The organism is Streptomyces sp. NPDC006743, from assembly GCF_040703815.1.
Lineage (GTDB): Bacteria > Actinomycetota > Actinomycetes > Streptomycetales > Streptomycetaceae > Streptomyces.
The window spans coordinates 149,757-174,695 of record NZ_JBEYJA010000007.1 but is presented as its reverse complement, the minus strand read 5'-3'; the positions used below and the strand labels follow the sequence as shown (position 1 = coordinate 174,695).

The following is a 24,939-nucleotide window of genomic DNA, read 5'->3' as shown; positions in this document are numbered from 1 at the left end:
CGGTGGAGCGCCCCTGACGAGCGGCCCGCACCGGCCCCGGGGACTCCCGTCCGGATCCGGACCCGCCCTGATCCAGACGGAAGACCCCAGGGGAGGCCGGGGCCCCAGGACTTGCTACTACTGCTCCTCGTGGAACCCGACGCCCAACTCGCCGCCCTCCGCCCCCTCGGCGGCTTCTTCGCCCTGCGCACGGGCGAGCCGCCCCGAGGGCCGCTGCCCACCCTCGCGCAGGCCTACGGCCTGGCGCCCTCCGAGCACGCCGCCGACCCGCTCACCGTGCGGGTGCGCCGGGTCGCCGACGGCATCCGGGCCCCCGAACCCCGGGTCGCCGCCTCGGTGGCCCACCAGGGGCTCGCCGCCCGCCTGTGGTCCGTGGCGCTGGGCTGTGCCGTGCGGTACGGCCGGCTTCCCGACCTCGCCCCGGACCTGCTCCGCTGGGACCCCACGGGCAGCGCCCCCGACGACCTGTGGCTCACGGCGGTACGCCCACTGCCCGCCGCCCGCCCCACCGGCGGAACCACGACCGGCACCGAACCCGCCGCCGCCCCCGAAGCCGCCCCCGCCCCCGCCACCGCCCCTGAAGCCATCGCCATCGCCGACACCGCCACCGACGCCGTCGCCACCACCGTCGCCCGCGTCGTCCTGCACGCCCATCTCGAGCCCCTGGCCGCCGCCCTGCGTGCCCGCTACCGCCTCGCGCCGGGCCTGCTGCGGGGCAACGCCGCCTCCGCGCTGGCCGCGGCCGCACGGCAGGTGCGCGGGTGGGCCCGCCAGGACGGCCGGACCGAGGCCGGCGACCTGGCCCACGACCTGGCCGTACGCCTGCTCGCCCACCCGGCGCTCGCGGGGGCGGGCACCCTGGGCGCCACGGGCTTCCGGCGCCGCAGTTGCTGCCTCTACTACCGCGTGCCCGGCGGCGGTGTCTGCGGGGACTGTTGTTTCTCATGTGCCCCGGCCCCTTCCCCCCGGGCCGCTTCCGGGTGACCATGAAGGGGACTTGCCGCCGGACTCAGGGGGTTTGCGGGTGCGCGTGGGACTACTGACCCGGGAGTACCCGCCGGACGTGTACGGCGGTGCGGGCGTCCATGTCGAGTTCCTGGCACGGGAACTGCGGCCGCTGGTCGACCTGGAGGTGCACTGCTGGGGCGAGGCCTCCTCGGCGGAGCGGACGTCGGGTGTCGTGCGCCACCGCCCCTGGCCCGTGCTGGACGGCGCCAACGACGCCCTGCGGACCTTCTCCGTGGACCTGGCCATGACCGCCGCCACCGAGGGCTGCGACCTGCTGCACTCGCACACTTGGTACGCGAACCTCGCCGGCCACCTCGGCAAGCTGCTGCACGGAGTGCCGCACGTGCTGACCGCGCACTCCCTGGAGCCGCTGCGCCCCTGGAAGGCCGAGCAGCTCGGCGGTGGTTACGCCCTGTCGAGCTGGGCCGAGCGCACCGCGATGGAGGCCGCCGACGCGGTGGTCGCCGTCTCCGGTGCGATGCGCGCCGACATCCTGGGCTGCTACCCGGACCTGGACCCGGCCCGCGTCCACGTCATCCACAACGGCATCGACACCGCCCTGTACCGGCCCGACCCGAAGACCGACGTCCTCACGCGCATCGGCCTCGACCCGGACCGCCCCTACGTGCTGTTCGTCGGCCGCATCACGCGGCAGAAGGGCGTGCCGCACCTGCTGCGCGCCGCCCGGGACATCGACCCGGCGGCCCAGGTCGTGCTCTGCGCGGGCGCCCCCGACACCCCGGAGATCGACCGGGAGTTCCGGGATCTGTTCCGGGAGCTGAGCCAGGTCCGCGACGGCGTCCACTGGATCCCGCAGATGCTGCCGCGCCCGGACGTGGTCCAGTTGCTCACGCACGCGGCCGTCTTCGTCTGCCCCTCGGTGTACGAGCCGCTCGGCATCGTCAACCTGGAGGCGATGGCCTGCGGCACGCCCGTCGTCGCCTCCCGCGTCGGCGGCATCCCGGAGGTGGTCGACGACGGCCGCACCGGGATCCTCGTCGACCTGGACGGCGGCCGGGACGAAGATCCGGGCGGGAGCCGGGACCGAGGACCGGGCGAGCGCCGGGACGAAAGGAAGGACGGCGGCCCGCAGGAGGCGTTCGAGGCGGGTCTGGTCCGCGCGCTGGACGCCGTGCTCGCCGACCCGGTAGCGGCGCGCCGCATGGGCGAGGCGGGGCGGCTGCGGGCGGTGGCGGAGTTCGGCTGGGACGCCGTCGCCCGGCGCACCGCGGGGCTGTACGAGGAGATCCTCGGTCAGGCTTAGGCCACTTCGCACCAGGGCAGTAGTGGTTCAACCGGGTGAGGGGAGCGGCCATGCGTCGTGGTGGACCTTCGGTCCTCGGAATCGTCCTCGCGGGCGGTGAGGGCAAGCGTCTGATGCCCCTGACCGCGGACCGCGCCAAACCGGCGGTGACCTTCGGCGGGACCTACCGCCTGGTCGACTTCGTCCTGTCCAACCTCGTCAACGGCGACATCCTGCGCGTCTGTGTGCTGACCCAGTACAAGTCGCACTCGCTGGACCGGCACATCACCACCACCTGGCGCATGTCCAGCCTGCTCGGCAACTACGTCACACCGGTGCCCGCCCAGCAGCGCCTCGGCCCCCGCTGGTACCTGGGCAGCGCCGACGCGATCCTCCAGTCGCTCAACCTGGTCCACGACGAACAGCCCGAGTACGTGGCGGTCTTCGGCGCCGACCACGTCTACCGCATGGACCCGCGGCAGATGCTCCGGCAGCACATCGAGGGCGGCGCGGGGGTGACCGTCGCCGGCATCCGGGTGCCGCGCACGCAGTCCTCGTCGTTCGGCGTGATCACCCCGGCCTCGGACGGGCAGGCCGTCGAGCGGTTCCTGGAGAAGCCCGCCGACCCGCCGGGCCTGCCCGACGACCCCGACCACGTCTTCGCCTCCATGGGCAACTACATCTTCACCACCAAGGCGCTCGTCGAGGCGCTGCACCGGGACGCCGAGGACGAGGGATCCGTGCACGACATGGGCGGCTCGATCCTGCCCGCGCTCACCGAGCGCGGCGAGGCCCAGCTGTACGACTTCAGCGCCAACCACGTACCCGGCGAGACCAGCCGGGACCAGGGCTACTGGCGGGACGTGGGCACGCTCGACGCGTACTACGACGCCCACATGGACCTCATCGCCGAGCGTCCCGCCTTCAACCTCTACAACCGGGACTGGCCGGTCTACACCCACTCCAACCAGCTCTCGCCGGCCCGGTTCAACGCGGGCGGCATCGCGGGGGAGTCCATCATCAGCGCCGGCTGCCTGATCCGCGGACAGGTCACGCGGTCCGTGCTCTCCCCGGGCGTGCGGGTCGATCCCGGCGCGGTGGTGCAGGGCTCGGTGCTGCACGACAACGTCCACGTCGGGCGGGGCGCGGTCGTGCGCGGCGCGGTCCTGGACAAGAACGTCGAGGTGCCGCCCGGCGCGACGATCGGCGTCAACCCGGAGCGGGACGCCGCGCTGTACACCGTCTCCACGGGCGGGGTGATCGCCCTGGGCAAGGGCCAGCGCGTCCCCTAGAGCCTCTCGCCCGCCCCCGCGCGCTCCCGGCCGGCGCGGGCCTCCGTTCCCCGGCCCTGGGGCGGCGGCTCAGCCGGTCAGCGGCGGGAAGTGGTTCAGGGTGATCGCACTGGCCCGGCGCGCGTCCTCGGCGGGGCTGAACTGCACGTACTCGGTGCCCGGCGCCGTGTGCACGGGGACGTGGCCCGGAGGCGCGTAGAACGCCTCTCCGGCCTGGTAGACCTCGTCGTGGTCGGGGTAGCGCAGCCGCAGCTCGCCCTTGAAGACGTAACCCCAGTGCGGGCACTGGCAGCGGCCGTCCGGCAGGTCCCTGAGCAGCGGGGTGAGGTCGACGTCCTCGCGGAAGACGCGGAAGTCCACCGTGTAGGGGTCGAGGTCCTCGGACTGCTCGACGACGGGTCCGTAGTCGCCGCCCTGGGTGGCGGTGCGCCGGGAGACCTTGGGCATCCGGTTCACTTCCCTTCCGCGGGAGAGGGGAGCCGCGCGGGAGCCCCGCACGACACGGGAGCGACGCCCCCATGGTGCGCGCCCCGCGGGCCTACGGTCCACTTGGATCTCGGCCCGGCCGGGGCGCCCCGCACGGACGGCGGGGGCGCCAGTTGATCCGACCTTTTGTCATGTCCCTGGACTACGAAGCGGATCCGTGCTGTCATGCCGTCGGCTGCCTCTGACAACGTTGTTCCACACCGGACCGAACAATCCCGCAACCGGGCAGTGCACAAGAGCCGCCATTTTCCCTCGTCACGAGGAGGATCGTGCGCACCAGCCGCTTCAGGGACCGACTCGCGCTGCTGCTCGCCGCAGCGCTCGGTCTCGCCGCGTTCACCGCGGCCCCCACCGCGACCGCCACCCCCGCCGACGACCCCGTGGAGGTCCACGGCCTCAAGGGCGACTACTACACCCAGTCCGCCCCCGGAGCCTTCGACTTCGACCAGCTGAAGGCCACCGCGTTCGACCCCGCACTCGACTTCGACAACCTCGAACCCCGCCTGGCCGCCACCACCGGCCGCTCCGACGACGTCAGCGTCCGCTGGACCGGCCGCCTCGTCCCGGAGAGGACCGGCGCCCACACCTTCTCGATCACCGGCGACAACGGCTTCCGCCTCTGGATAGGCGGCAGCCTCGTCATCGACCACTGGGTCGACGACTGGGACCGTGAGCAGAACTCGGCACCCGTGCAGCTGACCGCGGGCACGGCCTACGACATCAAGGTCGAGTACTTCGAGCACTACGGCGGCTCCAACCTCCACGTCCGCTGGACCGAGCCCGGCGGCACCAAGGAGGCGGTGCCGCAGTCCGCGTTCCGCCTGCCCGCCGGCTACGCCTACGACGGCGCGCTCAGCAGCACCGTCCTCGGGGACGGCCGCACCCTGAGACTCGGCTTCGCGCAGCGGCTCGCCGCGCCCCCGGCCGGCCTCGCCGGCCACCTGAAGGCCGTGATCGGCGGCGCCGCCTGGCCGCTCGGCACCGCTCGCACCGACCCGGCCGACCCGCGCGCCCTGCTGGTGAGCCTCCAGCAGCCCGTCGTCGGCAACAAGAGCGGCACCGCGCGCGGCACCGCCGACGTCCGCTACGACGGCCTCGGCGGGCTCACCGGCGCCGACGCCAAGGCGGTCGGCGCGTTCTGGAGCAGCGGTCCCAACCGGTCGACGTACGAACTGCGCACACCGTGGGCCGGGCAGGTCGGGCCGGACAACGCTCTTCCCGAGTACCCGCGCCCGCAGCTGACCCGTTCCGACTGGCGCAGCCTCAACGGCCGCTGGCAGTTCGCCGCCGCCCACGAGGGCGAGCAGCCGCCCGTGGGCACGTCGCTGCCCGAGCGGATCCTCGTCCCCTACCCGGTCGAGTCCCAGCTCTCCGGGATCGAACGACACGAGGACCGCATGTGGTACCGCCGCACCTTCACCGTGCCCGCGGACTGGCACGTCGGCCACGGCAAGCGGCTGCGGCTCAACTTCGGGGCGGTGGACTGGAAGGCCGAGGTCTACGTCAACGGCACGAAGGTCGCCGCGCACCAGGGCGGCTACGACAAGTTCAGCGCCGACGTCACCGACGCGCTGAAGCCCGGCCGCACCCAGGAGCTGATCGTCGGCGTCTACGACCCGACCGACGCGGCCGGCGGCGAGAACCCGCCGCTGGGCAAGCAGCGCCTGGACCCGAGCGGCATCTGGTACACGCCGACCTCGGGCATCTGGCAGACCGTGTGGATGGAGCCGGTCGCCCGCGACCACGTCGACTCCCTCACGCTCACCCCCGACGTCCCGCACGGCCGCCTCACCGTCCGGGCCGAGGGCGTCCGCGACGGCGTACCGGTCACGGCGACGGCGTACGCGGGACGGCACAAGGTCGCCACCGCCCACGGCCGCACCGGCTCGCCGCTCACCCTGACGATCCACGACCCGCGCCTGTGGTCGCCCGACGACCCCTTCCTGTACGACCTGAAGGTGCGCGTCGGCGCCGACGAGGTCGGCAGCTACTTCGGCATGCGTTCCATCGCGGTGGAGCAGGTGGACGGCGTCCCGCGCACCGTCCTCAACGGCAAGCCGGTCTTCATGATGGCCACGCTCGACCAGGGCTTCTGGCCCGACGGCCTGTACACCGCGCCCACCGACGAGGCCCTGGCCTACGACCTGAAGGCGCACAAGCAGCTCGGCTTCAACGCCGTGCGCAAGCACATCAAGGTCGAGCCCGACCGGTGGTTCTACTGGGCCGACCGGCTGGGCCTGATGGTGTGGCAGGACATGCCCGCCATGACCGCGGGAGTGAACCCGTCCGCCGCCGCCCGGACCGAGTACGAGCGCGAGATGAAGGAGGTGATCGACGAGCACATCAGCAGCCCGTCGGTCGTCATGTGGGTCACCTTCAACGAGGGCTGGGGCCAGTACGACGAGGCCCGCGTCGCCGAACAGGCCAAGAGCTGGGACCCGACGCGCCTGGTCAACGGCATGTCCGGGATCAACCTGGGGACCGACGGCGGCGCCGGTGACATCATCGACGAGCACGGCTACCCCTCTCCCGCGCTGCCGCCGCACCCCGACGGCAGAAGGGCCCTGGTCAGCGGCGAGTACGGCGGCCTCGGCCTCGCGGTGCCCGGACACGCCTGGCCGGTGCAGCAGAGCTACGTCGACGTCGACCCCGCCGCCTACACCGACGACTACCTCACCAAGCTCGGCGAGGTGCGGGCGCTGGCCTGCCGCGGCAGCAACGGCGCGGTCTACACCCAGATCAGCGATGTGGAGGGCGAACTCAACGGTCTGCTCACCTACGACCGGCGGGTGCTCAAGCCGGACGCGGCCCGGGTACGGGCCGCCCAGCAGGCGCTGATCCGCGACGCGTCGCGCGCGACACCCGCGGGATGCCCGGCTGACTGACCATCAGACGTGATCATGCAGGCAATGACGTCTCCCTCGGAGGTCTTCCTGCATGAGCTGGACCCGGAGCCTGCGCCTGTGCGTGGGCGCGGCGGCGGTGGCGGCGTCCGCGCTGTCCACCGCCCCCGTCCCCGCACAGGCCGCGGCACCCCGCGACGCCCGGCTGACCGACCTGGTCAACCCGTTCATCGGCACCGCGAACGAAGGCAACACGTTCCCCGGCGCAACCGTGCCCTTCGGCATGGTGCAGTTCTCGCCGGACACCGGTCACAGCACCGGCTACGACTACGCCCACAGCCGCGTCCGCGGCTTCTCCCTGGTCCACCTCTCCGGCGTCGGCTGCCGCATCGGCGGCGACCTGCCGGTGCTGCCCACCACCGGTGACGTCACCCGCACGGACTACGCCAAGTACGCGGCCGGTTTCCGTCACGAGGACGAGCGGGCGAGTCCCGGCTACTACCGGGTCGCTCTCGACTCCGGCATCGAGGCCGAACTGACCGCGACGACCAGGACCGGCGTCCAGCGCTACACCTTCCCGGCCACCGACAAGGCCAACGTCCTGCTCGACGCGGGCCAGGCGCTGCACCGGATGGTCGCCTCCTCGGTCCAGATCCTGGACGAGCGCACCGTGCGCACCGCGATCACCGGCCGCGGCTTCTGCAAGGACACCCTCCCGTACACCGTCTACACGATCACCCGCTTCGACCGGCCCTTCACCGCGTACGGCACCTGGGACGGCACCACCGTCACCCCCGGCGCGCGGACCGGGCGCGGCGGTGCCTACCTCCGGTTCGACACCACCCACGACCGCACGGTGGAGGCGACCACCGCGCTGTCCTACGTCGACGCGGACGGCGCGGCGGGCAACCTGCGCGCCGAGGGCGGCCGTTCCTTCGCCGCCGTGCGCGCCGCAGCCAGGCGGGCCTGGGAGAGGCGGCTGGCGGACGTGCGGGTGAGCGGCGGCGACACCACCCGCCGGCGCACCTTCTACTCGTCCCTGTACCGGTCCTTCGTCGCGCCCAACGTCGGCGAGGACGCCGACGGCCGCTACACCGGCTGGGACCGGCGCGTCCACCGCAGCGACGGCTTCACCTACTACCAGAACTGGTCGCTGTGGGACACCTACCGCACCCAGGCGCAGCTCCTCGCCCTGCTCGCGCCCCGCGAGTCACGTGACATGGCCGTCTCCGTGATCCGGGTGGCCGAGGAGAGCGGCTGGCTGCCCAAGTGGGGCTACGGCACGGTCGAGACGAACATCATGACCGGCGACCCGGTCACCCCGTTCCTGACCAACGCCTTCCAGCAGGGCCTGCTCAAGGGCTACGAGGAGCGGGCCTACCGGGCCCTGAAGAGGAACGCGGACGGCGTACCGCCCGCCGCTTCCCCCGCGGTGGGCCGCGACGCCAACGAGGACTACATCACCCGCGGCTTCGCCCCCTACGCCAAGGGGCACGAGCCGGCCAAGGCCGGTCACTCCGACTACGCCTTCGGCGCCTCGGCGACCCTGGAGTACGCCCTGTCGGACGCCGTGCTCGCCCAGATGGCCCGGGCCCTCGGCCACCGTGAGGACGCCGCCCGGTGGGCCGCCCGCTCCCGCAACTACCGGCACCTGTTCGACCCCTCGACGCGCTTCTTCCGGGCCCGCGACACCTCCGGCGCCTTCGCCGGGCCGTGGAGCCCGGCGCAGAGCGAGGGCTTCCACGAGGGCACGGCCTGGCAGTACCAGTGGCTGGTGCCCCAGGACCTGCCCGGTGTGGTCGACCTCATCGGCGGCAAGCGGCTCACCAACGACCGGCTCGACGAGTTCTTCGCCTACGACCAGCTCCTCACGGATCCCGCCCGCACCGCCCGCGAGGTGTGGGTCAAGGATCCGTACGCCTACTACGACACCGACCGCTACAACCCGCTCAACGAGCCCGACCTGCTCGCCCCGTACACCTACCTGTCGACGGGGCAGCCGTGGAAGACGAGCGACGTGGTGCACGCCGCGCTGACCCTGTTCACCGACGAACCGACCGGGATCACCGGCAACGACGACCTGGGCACCATGTCCGCCTGGGACGTGCTGTCGTCCATCGGCCTCTACCCGGTGCAGCCCGGCTACGGCACCTGGGGCCTGTCCACCCCGGTCTTCGACCGCGTCGACCTGCGGCTGGATCCCCGCTACCACCCCCGCGGCGCCCTCACGATCAAGGCGCCCGGCACCTCCTCGCAGGACCGCTACACCCAGACGGTCAGCGCCGACGGGGTGACCCACGAGCGGACCTATCTGACCACCGGCGAACTGCGCCGGACCAGGACGCTCAGCTACACCGTGGGTCCGCGGCCCTCGTCGTGGGGCACATCGGCGCAGGCGGCGCCGCCCGCACTCGGCTGACGCCCGGGGCCCCGCGTCCCGCGACCGCCGTGTCCCGCCCCGCCCGCCGGGGCGGGACTTCATCTGATGTTAACTGAGCGTAACTTGATCGTACTTGACCGTAATCAGCCGCAGGCTGTTGACTGCAGACTCACCCACCGTCGACGGAGGCAAGCCTTGACCCCTGACCTGCTCGCTCCCCTCGACCTGGCGTTCTGGAACATCGAGTCCGCCGACCATCCGATGCACCTCGGCGCGCTCGGGATCTTCTCCGCCACCTCGCCCACCGCGGGGGCGCACGCGGCCGACCTGCTCGCCGCCCGCGCCGCCGGCGTCCCCGGGCTGCGCCTGCGCATCCGGGACGTGTGGCGCCCCCTCGGCCCGCGGCAGCCCTCCGCCGACGGCCCGCGCCACTCGCTCGCCGACGGCCTGCGCCGGCCGCTCGGCTTCGGCGGCGCCGCCCGCGAACCCGACCCCTGCTTCGACCCGCTCCACCACGTGCGGCTGCACACGCCGGCCACCGACTTCCACGCCGCCGCCGGACGGCTCATGCAGCGCCCCCTGGAACGCAACCGGCCGCCGTGGGAGGCCCACGTGCTGCCCGGCGAGGACGGCACCTGCTTCGCGGTCCTGTTCAAGTTCCACCACGCCCTCGCCGACGGGCTGCGCGCCCTCACCCTGGCCGCCGCCGTCCTCGACCCGGTCGACCTGCCCGAGCGGCGCCCCAGGCCCGCACAGCCGCCGCGCGGCCCGCTGCCCGACGTACGCAGCCTGCCCGGACTCCTGCGCGGCGCGCTCTTCGACGTCGGACGGGCCCTGGACATCGGTGCCCGCGTCGCGCGCTCCACCCTCGCCGCCCGCACCACCCCCGCCCTCACCGCCGAACCCACCGGCACCCGCCGCACCGCCGGCGTGGTCGTCGACATCGACGACGTGCACCTGGTGCGCAAGGCCGTGGGCGGCACCGTCAACGACGTCCTGATCGCGGTCGTCGCCGGTGCCCTGCGCCGCTGGCTGGAGGAGCGGGGCGAAGCGTGCGACGGCGTCGCCCCGCGCGCCCTGATCCCCGTCTCCCGGCGCCGCCCGCGCACCGCCCTGCCCCCGGGCAACCGGCTCTCCGGCTACCTGATGGAACTGCCCGTCGGCGTCCCCGACCCGCTGCGCCGCCTGGCCGCCGTGCGCACCGCCATGGACCGCAACAAGGACGCCGGACCCGACCGGGGCGCCGGCGCCGTCGCCCTGCTCGCCGACCACGTGCCCGCCCTCGGCCACCGGCTCGGCGGCCCCCTGGTCGGCCAGGCCGCCCGGCTCTGGTTCGACATCCTGGTCACCAGCGTCCCGCTGCCCGGCTTCGGACTGCGCCTGGGCGGCCACCCGCTCACCGCCGTCTACCCCTTCGCACCGCTCGCCCGCGGCCAGTCCCTCGCCGTGGCGGTCTCCACCTACCGCGGCCAGGTCCACTACGGCCTCGTCGCCGACGCCAAGGCGGTACCGGACCTGAACCGGCTGGCCCGCGCCCTGTCCGAGGAGGTGGAGACCCTCATCACCGTCTGCGGCCCCTGACCCGCCCCCGCGGGCCCTTGATCGTCACGCGTTTGGCGGGAGCGCCCGGCGCTGCCGTAAAATCCCCCGTTCGAAAGCGGTCGCGAGTCGGAGCGCCGCACGGACGACCAGGGAAGCGGCAGCGCGATGACGGTGACAGACGAGGGCTCCACGACCATGGACGAGGTCGTGTACGCGCCCGGCGAGGAGGCCGCGTACGGCCCCGGCATCGACCCGGAGCGCCTCGCCGTCTGCCTCGACGTGCTGCGGGAGCTGGACACCATCGAGGTCGACCACCCCGACGCCGTCGCCGTACGCCGGGCCACCTCGCACATCTACCGCATGGTCAAGCAGCGCCGCCGCCAGGAGCGCCGGGCCGCCAAGACCGCCCACGACAAGGCGGTCACGGAGGCCACGGCCACCGGCTCGGCGCAGCGCATCGACGACGAGACCGAGGGCATCCTGCCGTCCTCCGCGACGGGGGAGGGCCAGATCGCGGGGATACTCAGGCGCCCGCGCTCCTGCTACGTCTGCAAGCAGCGCTACGTCGAGGTCGACTACTTCTACCACCAGCTGTGCCAGAAGTGCGCCGCCGAGAACCGCGCCCGCCGCGACGCCCGCGCCGACCTGACCGGCAAGCGCGCCCTGCTCACCGGCGGCCGGGCCAAGATCGGCATGTACATCGCGCTCAGGCTGCTGCGTGACGGCGCGCACACCACCGTCACCACCCGCTTCCCCAACGACGCCGTCCGCCGCTTCAAGGCCCAGCCCGACAGCGCGGAGTGGATCCACCGGCTGAAGATCGTCGGCATCGACCTGCGCGACCCCGCCCAGGTGGTCGCCCTCGCCGACTCGGTCGCCGCCGAGGGCCCGCTGGACATCCTGATCAACAACGCCGCCCAGACCGTACGGCGCTCCCCGCAGGCCTACAGCGAGCTGGTCGCCGCCGAGTCGGCCCCGCTGCCCGCCGGTGAGCTGCCCGCGGCCGAGGTGATCGGCACCTTCGGCTCCGGCGCGGTCGCCGCCCTGCCGGTGGCCGGCTCCGGCGCGCTCACCGCCGAGGACGTCACCGGCCTCGCCCTGGTCTCCGGCTCCGCCTCCCTGGAGCGGATCGCCGCCGGCACGGCCATCGACGCCGGCGGTCTGGTGCCCGACCTGCACGACACCAACAGCTGGATCCAGACGGTGGACGAGGTCACGCCGGTCGAGCTGCTCGAGGTGCAGCTGTGCAACTCCACCGCGCCGTTCATCCTGATCAGCCGTCTGCGCCCGGCGATGGCCGCCGCGGCGGCCCGGCGCACCTACATCGTGAACGTCTCCGCCATGGAGGGCGTCTTCGAACGCGGCTACAAGGGCGCGGGTCACCCGCACACCAACATGGCCAAGGCCGCCCTGAACATGCTCACCCGCACCGCCGCCCAGGAGATGTTCGAGAAGGACGGCATCCTGATGACGGCCGTCGACACCGGCTGGATCACCGACGAGCGTCCGCACCCCGACAAGGTCCGCCTCGCCGAGGCGGGTTTCCACGCCCCGCTGGACCTGGTCGACGGCGCCGCCCGCGTCTACGACCCGATCGTGCGCGGCGAGGCGGGCGAGGACCTGTACGGCGTCTTCCTGAAGGACTACGCGCCGGGCAAGTGGTGAAGGACCGCGCCTGAGTCCTGACGGTGCGTCAGTCGACGGCGCCGAGACGGGCGTTGCGGGCCGCGACCAGCTCCAGGACGGTGCGCCAGTCCTCCAGGACCCCGGCTCCCGCGGTGTCGCCGGCGCCGCGGGAGCGGGCCTCCTCGTCCGCGAGGCGCAGGGTCAGGGCGTCCTCGTCCAGGGGGCGGGCGGCGCGCCCGCCGGCCGGGTCGGCCTGTTGCCGCACGAGCCGGAAGACACGCTCACCGAGCAGACCGCGCACCGCGTCCGCGGCGCGGGCCGCGCGCACGGCGGCCTGCGGACCGGCGCCGCCGCCCGGACCGAGCAGGGCGCCGATGCCCAGGACCAGGCCAGCGACCTGCAGCTCCTTGTCCGCCGGGCGGCGCCGGCGCAGCAGCGCGGCGGTGCGCAGCGCGTGCTCGTGGGGATCGGTGCGGCGCCGGGGCCGGTCCGGTGTGGCGGTGACCCGCCCCGCGGCACCCGGTCCTGCGGTGCCCGGTCCTGCCGTGCCCGGTTCTGCCGTACCCCGTCCGGCGTACAGCAGGTCCATCAGCTCCTCGACACTGCGCAGTTCCATGCGTCAGTCCTCCCGCGGGACGGCCGTTGCGGTACGTCAGCAGATCACGGCGACCTTGCGGCGCGGCCAACGGGAACTGAACTGCGTGACGTAGGCCGGACGGGTGAATCTGCCGCCGGTCCGCAAAGTGACAAATCGCCTTGTATACGGCTCAATGAACACGCCTGACTCCAGATAGTTACCTGCTCTTTGCAGCCCCATCGAGCAGGGGGCCGCTCATTTGGTTAATCTGGAGTAGGCGGACAGCACCAAAGGGTTCCCACCACACCCACGGTCCGCCCCGGGGTGAGCCGGTGCACAACGGCCCGCTCGGACCTCAGTTGCCGGCGCCACCGCGTCCGACCTGTTTCGACCCAGACCCGAGCGGGCGTCAGGTGCCGCAGCGCAGACTGCCGGTGACCGCCCCGAGGGTGACCGACACATAAGGAGTGCGCGGTGACACCGGAGAAGACGAATCGCGACCAGCGCCCCCAGGAACTCTCGGAGCGCCCGGGCCGGCGGCCCGGAGACCTCGGCAGCCTCGACGTGTGGGCGCGGTCCGCCCCGATCCGCCTGGCCGGCTACGAGGACGACCTCGCCGAACCGCACATCCTTCCCAGCGTCGACTGACCGCTCCGGCGCGGCGGGCCGGCCGGGCGGCCGGGCCCGCGGCCGGGCCGGTCAGTCGAAACCCGCCTTCCGGCCGCTCCGTCCGATATAGGGTCCCCCGCAAGATCTCCACGATCTCCACGCCAGGATCACCGAGGGGGGCCTGTCCCATGGGCAGCACCGACACCGACGACAGCACCGGGTACGAGGGTTTCACGGCCGAGGAACGGGCCGCGATGAAGGACCACGCCCGGGAGATGAAGACGGAGGCACGGCGCAGGTCCCGCGCCGACAAGGCGGCGGAGGCCGAACGGGACGTGCTCGCCAAGATGGCCGAGATGCAGGACTCGGACCGCGTCATGGCCGAGCGCGTCCACGCGGTCGTCACGGCCGCCGCCCCGGTCCTCGCCCCCAGGCTCTGGTACGGGATGCCCGCCTACGCGCGGGACGGCAAGATCGTCTGCTTCTTCCAGAGCGCGGAGAAGTTCAAGGCGCGCTACGCGACGCTCGGCTTCAGCGACCAGGCCAACCTGGACGAGGGCACGATGTGGGCCGCCGGTTTCGCCCTGACCGAGGTGACACCCGAGGTGGAGGCGCGGATCGCCGCCCTCGTGAAGCAGGCGGTGAGCTGAGCCGCACCGGGCGGCTCGCATCCGGCCGCACACGACGGACCGGGCCCGGGAGGCGGTAACGCACGTGAGCGGGGCGGTGGTGCCGTGCACGCCCTCCGTGGTTCCGAAGACGCACAGTTCGGGCACGTTGGTCAGCCCCACCACGACCGCGCCCGCCGCCCGCAGCCGGGCGACGGTGACGTGGTCCCGGGTGTTCGGCAGGTCCGAGGTCGCCGCGACCCGTTCCGGGTGGACTCGCCGCGCACCGCCAGGTTGTCCTTGACGGCCACCGGCACTCCCGCCAGGGGCAGCCCGGCCAGGTCCGGGCGGGCGCCGACCTCTTCGGCCTCGTCCAGCGCGGCCTCGGCGCGGACCGTGCGGAAGGCGCCGATACGGCCGTCCAGCTGCTCGATGCGGGCCGGGTGCGCGGCCACCACCTCACGGGCGGTGACCCGCTTCTCGCGTACGGCGGCGGCGATCTCGGCGGCGCTCGGGCCGGCCCAGCTGGTCACAGGGGCTCCTCGGCGGGGGGGCAGGTTCGTACCGGCGGGTACGCAGGGTGAACTCCGCCCGCGACCGCCTCCTCCGTCGACAGGGCAGACACCGTCATCCGATCAATAGCTCAACTTCCGCGCCAGTACGCCCCATTGACAGCCCATGACGGTCGCTCGATCATCAGACATCCGATGAATCGGAGGCTGCTCATGAGCACGTATCCAAGACGTCACGTCCTGGGGGCCGCGGCGGGCGCCACCGCGGCGGCGGCCCTGCCGCTCGCGGCGGCGACGCGGGCACAGGCCGCCGGGACAGCCGGCGGGCCGGACGGCGCACGGCCCGGCGGCCCGGCGGACGGCCCCGGGAATTGGTGGGTGCCCGTCCCCGACCCGGTGCCCGTCCCGCTGGAGGCCCTGTACGACAACGACGGCATCGACACCGCCGCCGCCCGGGGCGGCGACTTCGACGGCTCGGGCTACACCTTCCCCGGCGAGGCGCTCCCGGCCGGGCCGGCCGAGGTGGACGGCATCCCCTTCCGCTTCCCGTCCGCGGCGGCCGGGGCGGCGAACAACGTCGTCGCCCGCGGCCAGCGCGTCGAACTGCCCAAGGGGCGTTACCTGTCGGCCGCCTTCCTGACCGCGGGCAGCTACGGGAACGCCTCCGGCACCGCCACCGTCCACTACGCGGACGGGACCACCACCACCGCCGGGCTCGCCGGCGCCGACTGGTACGGCGCGGGCGGCACCCTCTCCGCCCCTTACCGCTACCGGCCCGACGGGACCAGGGACGACCACCCGGTCGGCATCGGCACGGCGGACCTGTGGCTCGACCCGGCCCGCGAGGCGGTCGCGCTGACCCTGCCGGTGACCGGCCCGGCCCAGGAGGGCAGGACGGCCCTGCACGTCTTCGCCCTCACGCTGCAACCGGTCGCCCAGGGGCGGGCGCTGGTCCTGCGCGACGCCCGCTCGACCGCCTCGCTGCTGGAGGCGTCCGGGGCGCAGAGCGTCGAGGCCACCGTCGTCAACGCGGGCACGGTCCCCCTGCTCGCGGACGACGCGCTGTCCGTACGGGTCGACGTGGACGGCGCCCGCACCGTCGCCCCCGCCCGCATCCGCCGGCTCGACCCCGGCGAGGAGGTCCGTGTCCGCGTCGGCATCCGCAACCGCCCGGGGACCGCGCCCGGAACCGTCCGGGACGGCACGGTCAGCGTCACCGGCCGGGGCACCAGGGCGGCCGCCCGCACCGGCCGGCTGACCCTCGGCGTCCCCGACTACCGGCCCACCGACGACTCCCTCGCCCGCCACCGGGCGCCGTACTGGTTCCGGTCCGCCAAGTTCGGCATCTTCATCCACTGGGGCGTCTACTCGGTACCCGCCTGGTCCCCGGTCGGCAAGCAGTACGCCGAGTGGTACTGGAACCACCTCCAGGACCCGGGCAACGCGGTGTACGCCCACCACCGGGACACCTACGGCGAGGACTTCGCCTACGACGACTTCATCCCGCGCTTCACCGCCGAGAAGTTCGACCCGCGGTCCTGGGTCGAGCTGTTCTGCGACGCGGGCGCCCAGTACCACGTGCTGACCTCCAAGCACCACGAGGGCTTCGCCCTGTGGGACACCAAGGTCTCCGACCGCAACGCCGTGCGGATGGGCCCGCGACGGGACCTCGTCGGGGAGCTGTTCGAGGCCTCACGGCGGTACGCCCCCGCGCTCCACCGCGGCCTGTACTTCTCGATGCCCGAGTGGTTCAACCCGGACAGCCCCTGGGCGGGCCACGCCCCGCGCAACCCCTACACCCTGCGCCCCGTGCCCTACACCGGCTACACCGCGGGCAAGGACTACGTGAAGGACTACCAGGCCCGGCAGATGCTGGAGCTGGTCCACGGCTACGACCCCGCGATCATCTGGTGCGACATCGGCGGCGCCAACGACAGCCTCCACGTGCTCGCCGAGTACTTCAACCACGCCAAGAACCGCGCCCGTCCCACCGACGTCACCGTCAACGACCGCTCCGGCATCGCCTTCCACGACTTCACCACGCCCGAGTACACGACGTACGACAACACCGTCGTCGCCAAGTGGGAGGCCAGCCGCGGCCTCGACCCCTTCAGCTACGGCTACAACCGGGCCACCCCCGACGCCGCCTACATGACCGCGGAGGAGGTCGTGCACAGCCTCGTCGACATCGTCTCCAAGAACGGCAACTTCCTCCTGGACATCGGTCCGCGCGCCGACGGCACCATCCCCGAGATCATGCAGACCCGGCTGCGGGAGACCGGCCGGTGGCTGCGCACCAACGGCGAGGCGGTCTACGACACCACCTACTGGTCGCGGACCGCCCAGCTCGGGGCCGACCTGCGCTTCACCGTCCGCCCCGGCGAGGCCTTCTACATCCACTCGCTGGCCCGCCCCGGCGCGAAGCTCACCGTCGAGGCCCCGGTGCCGATCCGTCCCGGCGACAAGGTCACCATGCTCGGTCACGACCGGCCGCTGACGTGGACGGTGCGCGGCGGCGCGCTCGTCGTCGACGTGCCCGAGGCCGCCCGCCGGGCAGGCCGGTACGCGTGGGTCTTCAAGATCGAGTGGCACGGCTGAGAGCTGCGGACAGAACCGGGTTCCGGTCAGCGGGCGGTGTCCGGTGCGCGCGATCACAAGGCGGCGGAAGGTCCTCGTGGCGGAGCTGCCAGGGCCTTTTGGCAACGCGGCGAGGGTGCGTGCCGGGCGCCGGCCGCCTGGGCCCCCTCCTGTCCGCAGCGCTGAGCCCGCCCGCACGGCCGCGGCAGACCGGTGCCGCCTCCCTCACGTCCCACCCCGGCCCCCGGCCCGGCGAGTTCGGCCCGCACCGCCCGCGGACCTGAGCCGGGCAGCCCCCCGGGCCCGGGCCGGGGCCCGCGGTCCCCGGCGGTCAGGAGCCGGGCCCGCCGCCGGGGACGTCCGGGTACGTCCGACGCGTAGGCGGCTCGCCCCGGTGGGTCTAAGGTCGGAAGAACAGGACGAGCACGAGGGGAAGTAGTCGGCGATGGCGCAGGACGAGGCCGTGATCGGCTGCACGGGGGAGCTTCTCATCGGCACGCGCGGATCCGCCGGTCCCGGCGAGATCCTGGTGCGGGTCAGAGGCGGATCCGAGACCTTCCTCGCCTGGTCGCAGGAACCGTTGCCGATCGGTGCGACGGTCCTCGTGGTGGACTCCCGTGGATGCCGTGAGGTCGACGTCATCGAGTGGGGCGACCCCCTGGACAGGTTGCGCGACGATGCGGCCGACGCAGGCTAAGGAGAACAAACCATGTTCGGTTACCGCGTTCCCGCCCCCGACGAGGCGATGCTGATCTCGGGCGGCAGGCGGGGACTGGGGGGAGCGCCGTTCCGGGTGGTGACGGGGCACGGCAAGTTCGTGCTCCCGGTCTTCCGCAAGGTCCGCTTCCTCACCCTGTCGATGTGCGAGTCCGAGGTCGTCGAGACCTGCGTGACCAAGCAGGGCATCGCGCTGCACGTGCGCGCGGTCATCGCCTTCAAGGTCGGCAACGACACCGAGAGCATCATCAACGCGGGCCAGCGGTTCCTCTCCGACCAGGACCAGATGTCCGTCCTGACCGGCCGGATCTTCGCCGGTCACCTGCGCGCCATCATCGGCTCGATGACGGTCGAGGAGATCGTCACCGAGCGGCAGAAGCTCGCCGCCGAGGTCCTGGACACCTCCAAGACGGAGATGGCGAAGATCGGCCTGATCGTGGACTCGCTGCAGATCCAGTCGATCGACGACGGCGACACCGGTTACATCGACGCCATGTCCGCGCCGCACAAGGCGGCCATCCAGCGCCAGGCGCAGATCGCCCAGGCCCAGGCCAACCAGGCCGCCGCCGAGGCGGAGCAGGAGGCGGCGCGCCGGCAGGCCGAGTACGCCCGGCAGACCGCCGTGGTGAAGGCGGAGTACTCCGCCGAGGTCGACCGCGCGCAGGCGCACGCCGCCCAGGCCGGCCCGCTGGCGCAGGCGCACGCCCAGCAGGAGGTGCTGGCCGCCCAGACCGAGCTGGCCCAGCGGCAGGCCAAGCTGCGCCAGCAGGAACTGGTCGCCGAGATCGTCAAGCCCGCCGAGGCCGAGGCCGAGCGGGTCAGGATCCTCGCCGCCGCCGAGGCGCAGCGGATGAAGATCCAGGCCGAGGCCGCCGCGTCGTACGACCGCGTCGCCCTGGACCGGATGCTGATCGACCAGCTCCCGCAGATCGTCAAGGAGGCCGCGGGCGGCCTGGCCGGCGCCAACGTGAACGTCCTGAACGGCGCGGACGGCCTCGGTGAGATCGCGGCCGGCCTGGTCGCGCAGGGCCTGACGATCCTCGACTCGGTCCGGCAGAACCTGAACGGCAACGGCAGCGGCGACCGCCCGAGCGGTGGCGGCCGCGCGGAGCAGGGCAACGGCCGGCTCGAACTCCAGGGGCCCTCGGCGGCGAAGCCGGACGGCGACGGCCGCCCGGGCGAGGGCGACGGGCCGGACCGGCGCACCTCCTGAGACGCGGACCCCGTACGGCCCGGCCTTCTCCCTGAAGGCCGGGCCGCAGGGGTTCAGGAGGGGACCTCGGCGCCCTCGGGCCGGGGGACGAAGAAGGAGGCGCCGAGCGCCGCCACGAGGACGACCAGGCCGGTGAGCATCGCCGTCGTGTAACCGGCGGAGGAGTCGCTGCCCGCCGGGCTGCCCGCGACCTGCACCGCCGACAGCAGGGCGAAGCTCAGCCCGGCGCCCAGGCCGAACGCCGCCGAGATCAGCCCGGGCAGGAACCCGGGGTTCTCCTTGGGGGCGAGGACCACACCGAGCAGGTTGAGGACGATGTTGGCCACACCCGCGTACGTCACGCCGAGCAGTACCGTACAGACGACCATCACCGGCAGCGAGTGCACTCCGGCGAGCGCCATGACCGCGATCACCACGGCGCTGGCGGCCAGGCCCCAGCGCAGCACCCGCCGGTAGCCGAGGACCGGCGCGAGCCGCCCGGTGAACGGGCCGACCAGCCGGCCCACCAGCGCGAACGGGGTCAGGAAGACCACCGAGGCGAGGCTGGAATCCATGCCGAAGCCCACCGTGCCGTTCTGCGCGAGGGACATCAGGACGCCGTTGACGGTGGCGAAGACGCCGACGAGGGTCAGCAGGGTGGTCAGCAGCGGGGCCCAGGTGGCCCGCCGGCGCAGGTCGTCGATCCGCACCAGCGGGTGCGCCTGCCGCTTCTCCACCCGCCAGAACACCGCGAAGGCCGCCGCCGCGACGACCAGCAGGCCGATGGCCGCCGGCCGGTTCGCCGCGCCCAGCTTCTCCGCCTCGTCCACGGCGACCAGCAGGGCCACGACGCTGACCACGAGGGGGGCCACGCCCGCCCAGTCCATCGGGGTCCCGGCCGAGGGACGGGACTCGGGGCAGCCCACCGGACCAGGACCGCCGCGAGGACGGCGACCACCGCGATCACCCAGAAGACGCTGCGGAAGCCGTACGCACCGGCGAGCCAGCCGCCCGCCAGCGCGTCCACCCCGGCGATGCCGCCGTTGACCGCCGCGACCACGCCCATCAGCGTGCCGAACCGCTTGGGGTCGGTGACCTCCGAGCGCAGCATCAGCAGGGAGATCTGCACGACGGGCCCGCAGGCGCCCTGCACGGCCCGCGCGACGTCGAGGACCGCGATGTCCGGGGCCAGCGCGGCGAGCACGGTCCCCGCCGCCATGAGCACCAGCATCCACAGCAGCACGCGCTTGCGGCCCACGATGTCGTTGAACCGGGGCAGGAACAGCGAGAACATCGCGGACGCGGTGAAGAACACGGTCTGCGACAGACCGGTGTCCGCCTCGCCGGTGTGCAGCTCCCGGGCCATGGTGACCAGGGCCGGGCTGAGCATGCTGGCGTTGAGCTGGAAGGCGGTGCACGCGGCGAGCAGCGCCGTCATCAGTGCCGCCGTCCCGACCGCCGTCCTCGCCGGCCGGGTGGTGAGGTCAGTGGTCATCGCGCCGTCTCACTTCCGGACCTGGCACAGCCGCTCGACGAGGAGGCCGGGGAAGGTGCTGTCGGTCTCCAGGACGACGACGGCGCCCGCGCCGGGCTGTTCGGGGTAGCCCCGGTACAGGCCGCGGGTGTCCGCGACCAGGGCGCCGCGGGCCGCGCCGTCGGCGGTGTCGACGGTGACGTGCACCCGGGGCGCGAGGCGCGGGACGACCTCGCCGACCGCGATGCCGGCCGCGAGCGGGTCGTGGCAGGCGGAGCCCCGGAAGGGCAGCGCCGTCCGCTCGTGGAAGGCGAAGTAGAAGTCGAGGATCTCACCGGCGAGCGTGCTCACCGGTGTCCCCGCGGCGAGCAGCCGCTGCCGGTGCGCCTCGGTGAGGTTCTCCCGCATGGTCACGTCGAGCGGGACGAGGGTGAGGTCCCAGCCCGCCGCGAGCACCAGTGCGGCGGCCTCGGGGTCGTGGCCGATGTTGGCCTCGGCGACCGCGCCGATGGTGCCGGGGTGGTGCACGGCGCCCCCCATCACCGTGACGTGCGGGACCAGTTCCGGCAGCCGGGGCTCCTTGCGCAGGGCCAGCGCCAGATTGGTCAGCGGGGCGGTGGCGAGGATGTGCAGGTCCCCGCCGGCCTCCCGGGCGGTGTCGATGATGAGGTCCACGGCGTGCCGGGGGTCGGGCGCGGCGGCGGGCGCGGGCAGGCGTACGCCGCCCAGGCCGTCGTCGCCGTGCACGAAACTCGCGTCGGCGTCGACGGCACCGCGCAGCGTGGCGTCGGCGCCGGAGGAGACCGGGAACGTCAGCCGCCCGGCGCTGCGCGAGGTGCTCATCCTGCTCCAGGAGGACGGGGTCATCACCCGCCGCCAGGGCTCCGGCAGCACCGTGAACCAACTGCCTCCCGCGCCCGGTCTGGAGCGGCTGCTGCCCGTGGAGGAGCTGCTCGGTCCCGGCGCCGTGCGCTGCCGGCGGCTCGGCACCGACCTGGAGGAGCCCACCGACTTCTCCGGCTACCACCTGCGCCTGGCGCCCTCGGCGCGGGCCTGCTTCTGGGAGACGGTCGTCGACGTCGACGGCGCCGCGGCGTGCTTCGCGCACGAATGGGCGGCCGACCGCACGGACCTCGAAGCCGTCGACCCGGCTCTGGCCACCGTGTTCGATGCCGCGCCCGAAGGACCGGCGACCACCATGCTCGCGGCCTTCCTCGCCGTCGGGCCCGCCTCGATGACGGCCCGCAGCACCCTGGGCGCCACCATGCTCGGCAAGGAGCGCGGAGCGGCCACCTCGTGTCCGCCGGAGACCCCGGCACTCCTGGTCACCCAGACCGTCGCCGTGTCCGGCCGGCCCGTGCTGGCCGCGAAGTACCTGTTCCCGGCGGGCGCCCCGCTGCTGCACCTGGCGCCGCGCCGCTGACCGGGAGGGAGGCTCACCGGGCCGGCCCCGCACCGCTGCGGCCCCGGCCCCCGGACCGGCCGCTCGGCCGGCGCCCCTCGGCGGACGCCGTTGCGCTGAGAGCCGCGGACAGGAGGGGCGCCCGGCTCGCGAGGCCCGGCACGCACGCTCCGGGCGTTGCCACAAGGCCCTGGCAGCCGCGTCACAAGGACCTTCCGGCGCCTTGCGATCGCACGCACCGGACACCGCCCGTTGACCGGAACCCCCTGCTGTCCGCGGCTCTCACGCCGTTCAGGCGTCCCGCGCCGCCCCCGTGCTCTCCCGTTCGATCAGCCGGGGCACCGGGACCCGTACCGTGCGGGCCGGGCCGCCGTCCAGCAGGGCGGTCAGTTCCCGGGCCGCCGTGCGGCCGAACTCCATGCTGTCGCGGGACAGGGCGGACAGCCACGGCCTGACCATGCGGCACAGGGCCGAGTCCTCCCAGGACACCACCGACACGTCCGCCGGGACGGAGAAGCCGAGTTCGCCCGCCGCGGCCACGCCGGCCAGGGCCATCACGTCGTTGTCGTAGATCAGCGCCGTCGGGGGAGCGGGGGAGCCGAGCACCCGGCGGGTGACCGCGGCGCCCTCGGCGTCCGAGTAGTCGGTGGTCACCGACTGCACACCGGTCAGCCCGCGCCGCTCGGCCTCGGCCCGCAGCGTCCGGATCCGGCGTTCGGTGTGGGCGAGGCCGGACAGGCCCGCGATGTGCGTGATCCGCCGGTGCCCCAGCCCGTACAGCCCGTCCACCACCGAGGCCATCGCGCCCGCGTCGTCCGCCCACACCGTGGACAGGCCGGGGTGCCGCTCGTCGGGGGCGCCGCCGATCACCACGGCGGGCAGGCCCAGTCCGTCGAGCAGGTCGGGGCGCGGGTCGTCGGTGCGCGGGTCCACGACGAGCACGCCGTCGACCCGGTGCTCGGCCCACCACCTGCGGTACACGTCGCACTCGTCGGGCACGTCCTCCACCACCTGGAAGAGCAGCCCGAGATGGCGTTCGGCCAGCACTTCCTGGATGCCGGAGACCAGTTGCAGGAAGAAGGAGTCCACGCCCAGCGTGTCCGCGGGCCGGGCCAGCACGAAGCCGATGGTGGCGACGCCCTCCCCGGACAGCGCGCGGGCCGCCGTGCTGGGCCGCCAGCCCAGTTGCTCGGCGACGCGGCGGACCCGGTCGCGGGTGACCTCGGAGACGCCGGGCCGGCCGTTGAGCGCGAAGGAGACGGCGCTCTCCGAGACACCGGCGCGGCGCGCGATGTCCTTCATCGTCGGACGGCGCGCCGGGGAGCGCTTGGCCGGCATGGTCCCCCTCATTTCCCAGCGGTGATCGCTAAAGCGCTTGAGTGGAAGCACCCTAAAGCGCATTAGTCATCGCTGGCAAGTCCCTTCCCATACGCCACTGACCTGCACTAATGTGGCCGAGGTTGCATTAGCAGGGCCGAATCCATTGACTTTTCATGAACTCGGCATGCATCGTCACTGCCGACACCCGCCGTAGACGCCGCAAGGGAGCCGTGTCACCGTGCCCATATCCCGCAGAGCACTCGCCGCCGCAGCCATCACCGCCCTCGTCCTGCCGTTGAGCGCCTGTGGCTCCGGCGGGGACGACGCCGGTTCGACGGACGCCTCGGGCAAGGTCGAGGGCGACATCACCTTCCAGACCTGGAACCTGCGCGCCAACTTCAAGGACTACTTCGAGGGCGTCATCGGCGACTTCGAGAAGAAGTACCCGGGCACGCACGTCAAGTGGGTCGACCAGCCCGCCGAGGGCTACCCCGACAAGATCAGCGCGGACGCGGCCGGCGGCACCCTGCCCGACGTCGTCAACGTCGCCCCGGACCTGGTCGCCCCGCTCGCCAAGGCGGGCCTCGCCATGGACCTCGACAAGGCAGCCGCCAAGTACAAGGGCGAGTACCTGCCCGGCGCCTGGGCCAGCCACCAGGTCCCCGGCCTGCCCGGCACGTACGCCTTCCCCTGGTACCTGAACACCGGCCCGCTGTTCTACAACAAGACGCTCTTCAAGCAGGCCGGCCTGGACGCCAACAAGCCGCCCAAGACGTACGACGAACTCTTCACGGACGCCCTCCAACTGGCGCAGAAGTCCGGCGGCAAGGTCGCCACCCTCGCCAACGTGCCCACCATCGAGGACTTCGGCCGCTACGGCTCGACCCTGACGAACAAGGAAGGCACCGGCTTCGCCTTCAACGACGCCAAGGGCGTCGAACTCCTCACCAAGTACAAGCAGTTGTACGACGCCAAGGCCCTCGACCCGCAGGCGCTGACCGCCACCCCCGAGTCGACCGGCAAGAAGTTCCTCACCGGCGCCGTGGCCATGAACCCGGGCAGCGCCCTGGACCTGGACAACTTCAAGAAGCAGGCGCCGAACCTGTACAAGAACATCGGCATCACCGACCAGATCACCAGCACCGGCCACGTCAACATGTACGTCCAGGGCCTGATGGTGAACGCGAAGACCAAGAACACGCCCACCGCGGTCGCCTTCGCGCACTTCGTCACCGACGCCGAGCACCAGATGTCGTTCGCCAAGAAGGTCGCCATCTTCCCGAGCACCGCCGGCTCGCTGAACGACCCGTACTTCACCAAGGAGGACGGCACCGACGAGACCCGCGTCCGCGTCGCCGCCGCCAAGTCCCTGAAGACCGCGGTCAACTACACGCCCGTGCAGTTCAGCGACCAGATGAAGACCGCGCTGCGCAACGAGGTCGCCAAGGCGCTCCAGGGCAAGCAGAGCCCCAAGGACGCCCTCGACAACGCTGTCAAGGCCTGTGACCAGCTTCTGAAGCAGCAGGGATAA

Annotated in this window: 20 protein-coding genes and 1 pseudogene; 14 read left to right on the top strand and 7 right to left on the bottom strand. The window is 73.1% G+C overall.

All coding sequences use genetic code 11. From position 1 onward, the window contains the following. Positions 1 to 129: 129 nt before the first annotated feature. The 3 genes from ABZ719_RS09130 to glgC are packed head-to-tail and all read left to right on the top strand — an operon-like array spanning position 130 to position 3,543. A complete protein-coding gene (locus ABZ719_RS09130) occupies positions 130 to 984 on the top strand; it encodes a (2Fe-2S)-binding protein (RefSeq protein ID WP_366724557.1) in 855 nt (284 codons plus the stop codon). A 40-nt stretch (positions 985 to 1,024) separates the two neighbouring features. Continuing rightward, entirely contained in the window at positions 1,025 to 2,272 is a 1,248-nt protein-coding gene (gene glgA / locus ABZ719_RS09125; RefSeq protein ID WP_366724556.1) for a glycogen synthase, read from the top strand. A gap of 50 nt (positions 2,273 to 2,322) precedes the next feature. Next, entirely contained in the window at positions 2,323 to 3,543 is a 1,221-nt protein-coding gene (glgC, locus tag ABZ719_RS09120) for a glucose-1-phosphate adenylyltransferase (protein ID WP_366724555.1), read from the top strand. 69 nt (positions 3,544 to 3,612) lie between these two features. Here the strand turns inward: glgC and ABZ719_RS09115 are convergent, their stop codons facing one another. Then, positions 3,613 to 3,990 (bottom strand): hypothetical protein, encoded by a 378-nt coding sequence (locus ABZ719_RS09115; protein ID WP_366724554.1) that lies wholly within the window; start codon positions 3,988 to 3,990, stop codon positions 3,613 to 3,615. Positions 3,991 to 4,298: 308 nt separating this feature from the next. Between ABZ719_RS09115 and ABZ719_RS09110 the strand changes: the two genes are divergently transcribed. From ABZ719_RS09110 to ABZ719_RS09095, 4 genes are all read left to right on the top strand, one after another. Beyond that, positions 4,299 to 6,914: a PA14 domain-containing protein gene (locus ABZ719_RS09110; protein WP_366724553.1), complete on the top strand. Its 2,616-nt coding sequence runs from the start codon at positions 4,299 to 4,301 to the stop codon at positions 6,912 to 6,914. A 52-nt stretch (positions 6,915 to 6,966) separates the two neighbouring features. Continuing rightward, a complete protein-coding gene (locus ABZ719_RS09105) occupies positions 6,967 to 9,291 on the top strand; it encodes a GH92 family glycosyl hydrolase (protein WP_366724552.1) in 2,325 nt (774 codons plus the stop codon). 156 nt (positions 9,292 to 9,447) lie between these two features. Continuing rightward, positions 9,448 to 10,833, top strand: coding sequence for a wax ester/triacylglycerol synthase family O-acyltransferase (locus ABZ719_RS09100; protein ID WP_366724551.1), 1,386 nt, complete (start codon positions 9,448 to 9,450; stop codon positions 10,831 to 10,833). 126 nt (positions 10,834 to 10,959) lie between these two features. After that, positions 10,960 to 12,459: an SDR family NAD(P)-dependent oxidoreductase gene (locus tag ABZ719_RS09095; RefSeq protein ID WP_366724550.1), complete on the top strand. Its 1,500-nt coding sequence runs from the start codon at positions 10,960 to 10,962 to the stop codon at positions 12,457 to 12,459. Positions 12,460 to 12,487: 28 nt separating this feature from the next. Here ABZ719_RS09095 and ABZ719_RS09090 read toward each other — a convergent pair whose 3' ends face one another. After that, positions 12,488 to 13,036 carry a hypothetical protein gene (locus ABZ719_RS09090; RefSeq protein ID WP_366724549.1) on the bottom strand — a complete coding sequence of 183 codons (549 nt, stop codon included), beginning with the start codon at positions 13,034 to 13,036 and terminating at the stop codon, positions 12,488 to 12,490. 435 nt (positions 13,037 to 13,471) lie between these two features. Here ABZ719_RS09090 and ABZ719_RS09085 point away from each other — a divergent pair, with 435 nt between their 5' ends. Both ABZ719_RS09085 and ABZ719_RS09080 read left to right on the top strand, forming a co-directional pair. After that, positions 13,472 to 13,645, top strand: coding sequence for a hypothetical protein (locus tag ABZ719_RS09085; RefSeq protein ID WP_366724548.1), 174 nt, complete (start codon positions 13,472 to 13,474; stop codon positions 13,643 to 13,645). Between the two features lie 149 nt (positions 13,646 to 13,794). Beyond that, positions 13,795 to 14,256: a hypothetical protein gene (locus tag ABZ719_RS09080; RefSeq protein ID WP_366724547.1), complete on the top strand. Its 462-nt coding sequence runs from the start codon at positions 13,795 to 13,797 to the stop codon at positions 14,254 to 14,256. Between the two features lie 81 nt (positions 14,257 to 14,337). Here ABZ719_RS09080 and ABZ719_RS09075 read toward each other — a convergent pair. After that, positions 14,338 to 14,747, bottom strand: a pseudogene (locus ABZ719_RS09075) (amidase family protein); the annotation flags it as partial. A gap of 192 nt (positions 14,748 to 14,939) precedes the next feature. Here ABZ719_RS09075 and ABZ719_RS09070 point away from each other — a divergent pair. The 3 genes from ABZ719_RS09070 to ABZ719_RS09060 all read left to right on the top strand — a co-directional run bounded on the left by ABZ719_RS09070 (position 14,940) and on the right by ABZ719_RS09060 (position 19,233). After that, positions 14,940 to 17,324 (top strand): alpha-L-fucosidase, encoded by a 2,385-nt coding sequence (locus ABZ719_RS09070; RefSeq protein ID WP_366724546.1) that lies wholly within the window; start codon positions 14,940 to 14,942, stop codon positions 17,322 to 17,324. A 424-nt stretch (positions 17,325 to 17,748) separates the two neighbouring features. Next, positions 17,749 to 18,000 carry a hypothetical protein gene (locus tag ABZ719_RS09065; RefSeq protein ID WP_037861690.1) on the top strand — a complete coding sequence of 84 codons (252 nt, stop codon included), beginning with the start codon at positions 17,749 to 17,751 and terminating at the stop codon, positions 17,998 to 18,000. Positions 18,001 to 18,012: 12 nt separating this feature from the next. Then, the gene (locus ABZ719_RS09060) at positions 18,013 to 19,233 is read left to right on the top strand and encodes an SPFH domain-containing protein (RefSeq protein WP_366724545.1); all 1,221 of its coding nucleotides are present in this window, start codon (positions 18,013 to 18,015) and stop codon (positions 19,231 to 19,233) included. 53 nt (positions 19,234 to 19,286) lie between these two features. Here ABZ719_RS09060 and ABZ719_RS09055 read toward each other — a convergent pair whose 3' ends face one another. The 3 genes from ABZ719_RS09055 to ABZ719_RS09045 are packed head-to-tail and all read right to left on the bottom strand — an operon-like array spanning position 19,287 to position 21,529. Continuing rightward, the gene (locus tag ABZ719_RS09055) at positions 19,287 to 19,949 is read right to left on the bottom strand and encodes a hypothetical protein (RefSeq protein WP_366724596.1); all 663 of its coding nucleotides are present in this window, start codon (positions 19,947 to 19,949) and stop codon (positions 19,287 to 19,289) included. After that, positions 19,874 to 20,707, bottom strand: coding sequence for an MFS transporter (locus ABZ719_RS09050; protein ID WP_366724544.1), 834 nt, complete (start codon positions 20,705 to 20,707; stop codon positions 19,874 to 19,876). The genes ABZ719_RS09055 and ABZ719_RS09050 overlap by 76 nt, the downstream gene beginning before the upstream one ends. Positions 20,708 to 20,716: 9 nt before the next feature. After that, positions 20,717 to 21,529 carry a nucleoside hydrolase gene (locus ABZ719_RS09045; RefSeq protein WP_366724543.1) on the bottom strand — a complete coding sequence of 271 codons (813 nt, stop codon included), beginning with the start codon at positions 21,527 to 21,529 and terminating at the stop codon, positions 20,717 to 20,719. On the opposite strand from ABZ719_RS09045, the gene ABZ719_RS09040 reads away from it, so the two are divergent. Then, positions 21,522 to 22,109 carry a GntR family transcriptional regulator gene (locus tag ABZ719_RS09040; protein WP_366724542.1) on the top strand — a complete coding sequence of 196 codons (588 nt, stop codon included), beginning with the start codon at positions 21,522 to 21,524 and terminating at the stop codon, positions 22,107 to 22,109. The genes ABZ719_RS09045 and ABZ719_RS09040 overlap by 8 nt on opposite strands. Before the next feature lie 270 nt (positions 22,110 to 22,379). Here the strand turns inward: ABZ719_RS09040 and ABZ719_RS09035 are convergent, their stop codons facing one another. Beyond that, complete coding sequence (locus tag ABZ719_RS09035; protein ID WP_037861688.1) at positions 22,380 to 23,426, bottom strand: LacI family DNA-binding transcriptional regulator; 1,047 nt, start codon at positions 23,424 to 23,426, stop codon at positions 22,380 to 22,382. Between the two features lie 220 nt (positions 23,427 to 23,646). Between ABZ719_RS09035 and ABZ719_RS09030 the strand changes: the two genes are divergently transcribed. Next, positions 23,647 to 24,939, top strand: coding sequence for a sugar ABC transporter substrate-binding protein (locus ABZ719_RS09030; RefSeq protein WP_366724541.1), 1,293 nt, complete (start codon positions 23,647 to 23,649; stop codon positions 24,937 to 24,939).